This is a genomic window from Phenylobacterium sp. (genome assembly GCF_044371015.1).
GTDB lineage: Bacteria > Pseudomonadota > Alphaproteobacteria > Caulobacterales > Caulobacteraceae > Phenylobacterium.
In genome coordinates this window covers 1-3,915 of record NZ_JBILUK010000278.1, presented here as the reverse complement: position 1 = coordinate 3,915, position 3,915 = coordinate 1, and the positions used below count along the sequence as shown (strand labels likewise).

Annotated in this window: 3 protein-coding genes; 2 read left to right on the top strand and 1 reads right to left on the bottom strand. The window is 66.4% G+C overall.

Translation table 11 applies throughout. The features are described 5' to 3' along the window. Positions 1–86: 86 nt before the first annotated feature. A complete protein-coding gene (locus ACIQ3R_RS16250; protein ID WP_397419898.1) occupies positions 87–1,679 on the bottom strand; it encodes an OprO/OprP family phosphate-selective porin in 1,593 nt (530 codons plus the stop codon). Between the two features lie 260 nt (positions 1,680–1,939). Here ACIQ3R_RS16250 and ACIQ3R_RS16245 point away from each other — a divergent pair, with 260 nt between their 5' ends. Both ACIQ3R_RS16245 and pstC read left to right on the top strand, forming a co-directional pair. Next, positions 1,940–2,959 (top strand): PstS family phosphate ABC transporter substrate-binding protein, encoded by a 1,020-nt coding sequence (locus ACIQ3R_RS16245; protein WP_397419897.1) that lies wholly within the window; start codon positions 1,940–1,942, stop codon positions 2,957–2,959. Between the two features lie 9 nt (positions 2,960–2,968). Then, positions 2,969–3,904 carry a phosphate ABC transporter permease subunit PstC gene (gene pstC / locus ACIQ3R_RS16240; protein WP_397419896.1) on the top strand — a complete coding sequence of 312 codons (936 nt, stop codon included), beginning with the start codon at positions 2,969–2,971 and terminating at the stop codon, positions 3,902–3,904. Positions 3,905–3,915: the final 11 nt, after the last annotated feature.

Genomic DNA, 3,915 nt, shown 5'->3' with positions numbered 1-3,915 from the left:
TTGAAGGATAGAGGGGTTTTACGCCGGCGAGCCTAGTGATCCGCCATGTCGGTCTCGTGACGCTGCCGCGACATTCGAACCGGATCTCAGAAGGCGATCTGGGCTCGTGCCGCGACGGCGTCATAGTCCTGGCTCATGTCCGCGCCGGCGGCGTTGAGCCGGTCGATCTCCACCTGTTGCCAGTGGAGCATCAGGCGCAGGGCGCCATTGAGTTGCCAGTTGACGCCGAGCGTGGTGATCCGCTGCTCGCCGCCCCGTACGCCACCGAGCGGCGTGGCCGCGCCAAGACGCCCGATATTGTAGTTGAGGTCGGTGACAGAATAGCGGGCGGCCAGTTCGAAGGCCCCCCAGGTTCCCTTGGCGAGATCGAAGTTCTGGTTGGGGCGGAAGCCCGAGAATCGCGCGTCTGCCGGATCGTAGGCGCGCCGCTCGCCGGTGATCGCCCAACTGCCCTGAAGATACCAGCCTTCGAACCTGGGATCACCCGAGAGGGCAGGACCGCGGCGGTCGAAGCGGATGCGAGTCCATTCAGCTTCGACCAGCACGGGCCCGGCGGTGACGCCGGCTTCCAGGCCGACGCTGTTCGCGCCGAGCGAGTCGATTGCGCCGGTGTCGACCAACCGGGTCCCATCCACCCGCAACTCGGGTCGATCGCGAAGCTGAAGGGGATAGAGGATTGCGGAGCCCTGGCCGGCGTCGGCGGGTTCCAGAACCCGTTGGACATTGGCGCCCAGATGCGCGCGCCATGTCTGGTTCATGTAAGGCGAGATCGCGACGCGGCCGATCATGGCGACCTGCTCGTCAAACGGCTGGGCGGTTGCGCCGCCAGCAGAGGAAATGGTCGAGATCGTGCCGCCAGTGAGCGCGCCGTGCGCGAACCAACCGGCGCCGGGGCCATCCTTGTCGGCGCCCAGGACGCCAGCGCCTGACACCGCCAGGCCGACCCTGGCGTTGCCTGCGGCGAGCGTGCGGTTCAGGTGGGAAGGTGAGGGTCGTTCCAGGAAGGCCATCTGACTTGTCGACACGGAGGCCGCGAGGCCGGCGTTCTGTTCCCAGGCCCCCAACTTGACCCTCAGCGGTTTGAGGCCCGTGTAGGTGACCGAGGCCTCGTAGAGCCGGCCCGGGTCGTCGGTTCCCGATCCACCGAAATCATAGGTGATGTTGTAGTCGAAGTCGCCGAACAGGCGGCCTTCCATCCCCAGGCGGGCCCGCCGGAAATTGGTTCCGCTATTGAGATCGCGGGCGGTTACGGCGGCCGGCAGGGCGTCATCCTGGAAGTAGCGCCCGGCGTCGAGCTGGATATACGACCGGAACGCGGCGCTGAACTTCCCGTCCGCGCTGGTCAGGGTGGGTCGGCCGTTGGCAAGGCTGGCGGTCGCCGAGGTGGGCGCTGGCGGCTTGGGAGGGGTCTTCAGCGTGATGATTTCGGCGCTGGCGGCGGTCTGCGCGGAGCGAATCTCCGCCAGTTGGCTGAACAGGCCGTCCAACTGGCGCTGCATGGCCTCGATGCGGGCGTCGCGTCCGGCCTCCGCCTTCATCTGAGCGAGCTCGGCGCGCATGGCTTCGAGCTCGCGCTGCATGGCCTCAAGTCGAGAGTCCGCCGGAGCCGCCAAGGCCGGCGTCGCGGCCAGGGTGGAAAGGGCCGCAAGCGCCAGGACGGATCGGCTCGAGTGCAGCATAAGGCCTCTCTGTCGGAACATCCGTTGGCCCCGCGATTTGGGGTTCGTGTGGCCCGGTTCAATGGCGGCGTCTGGGGCGGGGCACAACCAGGATTCGACCCGGAATGTCACCTAACTGTCATAAAACTGTGGTCAAAGCCGCGCCCAAGGACGCGCGGCTGTCGCGCGCTCCCACCTGTCATCAAAGCTTCGCGACCGCCCTCTAGGGACCCTTTGCTGGGGTTCCGAGCGAGCCGTGAACCCATCGCGTTGGAGCGATCATGTACGGACGGACTGTGATTGGCGTGGCGACGGTCGCGCTGGCGCTGGCGGGCTGCACGCAGGGCCAGGACAAGGCCGGCACGGCGGCGTCCGGCGCGGTGCTGCTGATGGACGGATCGAGCACAGTCTATCCGATCTCGGAAGCGCTGGGCGAAGAGTTCCAGAAGAGCTCGGGCACCCGGGTCACGGTCGGCCTCTCGGGCACCGGCGGCGGCTTCAAGAAGTTCTGCCGCGGCGAGATCGACGTCGCCAGCGCCTCGCGTCCGATCAAGGAAGAAGAGATCAAGGCCTGCGCAGATGCGGGCATTGAGTTCATCGAACTGCCTGTGGCGCTGGACGCTCTCGCGGTGGTGGTGAACCCGAGCAACACCTTCGCCGACTGCCTGACGGTGCCGGAACTCAAGAAGCTCTGGGAGCCGGCCGCTCAGGGCAAGGTCACGTCCTGGCGTCAGGTGCGCGCGAGCTTCCCGGACCAGCCGATCAAGCTGTTCGGCGCGGGCACCGATTCCGGCACGTTCGACTACTTCACCAAGGCGGTGAACGGTGAGGAGGGCGCCTCGCGAGGCGACTATACGGCTACCGAGGATGACAACGTCACGGTCAAGGGCGTGGCGGGCGACAACGGCGCGCTCGGCTATATGGGCCTCGCCTACTACAGCCAGAACCAGGGCGCCGTTCGATCGGTCCCGATCCGTCAGGCGGATGGAAAGTGTGTCTCTCCCTCTGTGGAGACGGCGCGCGACGCGACGTATCAGCCACTCTCGCGGCCGCGTTTCTATTACATCAACAAGAAGCACGCCGATGAGAAGCCGCACGTGGCGGCCTTCATCAACTTCGCCTTCGACGGCACGCACAGCGAGGCCCTTGTGAAGGAAGTCGGTTACGTCCCGCTGCCGCAGCAGGCCTATACCCTGGCCCGCGCGAAATTCGCCGCGCGCAAGACCGGCACCTTCTTCGCCGGCGGCTCTAAGGTGGGCGTGACGACGGAGGAATTGCTGGCCGACGCGGCGGTCAAGTAGTCGCCGCCCATGACCCCCGGCGCGGAGATCTCGGAATACGAGGCGCTTAAGGCGAACCCGTTCCTGCGTCGGGCGAGGCTGCTGGCGACGGTCATGCAGGGCATTCTATTCGCCTGTGCGGCGCTCTCAGTGTTCATCACGGCGGCCATTGTCTGGGTGCTGGTGACCGAGTCGCTCCCGTTCTTCCGGGCGGTGCCGCTCTGGACGTTTCTGACGGACACAGAGTGGACGCCGGTGTTCACGGAAGCGCGATACGGAATTCTGCCGCTGCTGAGCGCCACCTTCTGGGCGGCGGGAATCGCCATGCTGGTGGCGACGCCGCTTGGTCTGGTGCTTTCGATCTACCTCAGTGAGTTCGCACCCGCCTCGGTGCGCGAGGCGATGAAGCCGGTGCTGGAGATGCTGGCGGCCGTGCCGACGGTGGTGTTCGGCTACTTCGCGCTGCTGTTCCTCACGCCGCTGGCCAAACAGTTCATTCCCGGACTTTCGGGCTTCAACCTGCTGATCCCGGGTCTGGTGCTGGGCGTCATGATCCTGCCCTATGTGGTCTCGATCAGCGAGGACGCCATGCGCGCGGTGCCCATGTCGCTCCGCGAAGGGGCCTTCGCGATCGGCATGAGCCGGGTCCAGATGGCGACCATGGTGATCATTCCGGGCGCGTTCTCCGGCATCACGGCGGCCTACCTGCTGGGCTTCGCCCGGGCGGTGGGCGAGACCATGGTGGTGGCCATCGCCGCCGGGCAGAACCCCAACCTGACCTCCGACCCGCGTGAGGGCGCCGCCACCATCACCGCCTATATCGTGCAGATGAGCCTGGGCGACCTCCCGCACGGATCTCTGCCCTACGCGACGATCTTCGCGGCCGGCCTGACGCTGTTCGTGATCACGCTGATCTTCAATCTGCTGGGCTTCTGGCTGCGCCGGCGCTTCCGGGAGGCCTACTAGATGGCTGCCAT

Coding starts and splice junctions, on each gene's coding strand:
- ACIQ3R_RS16250 (WP_397419898.1), bottom strand. CDS start 1,679: ATGCTGCACTCGAGCCGATCCGTCCTGGCGCTTGCGGCCCTTTCCACC.
- ACIQ3R_RS16245 (WP_397419897.1), top strand. CDS start 1,940: ATGTACGGACGGACTGTGATTGGCGTGGCGACGGTCGCGCTGGCGCTG.
- pstC (WP_397419896.1), top strand. CDS start 2,969: ATGACCCCCGGCGCGGAGATCTCGGAATACGAGGCGCTTAAGGCGAAC.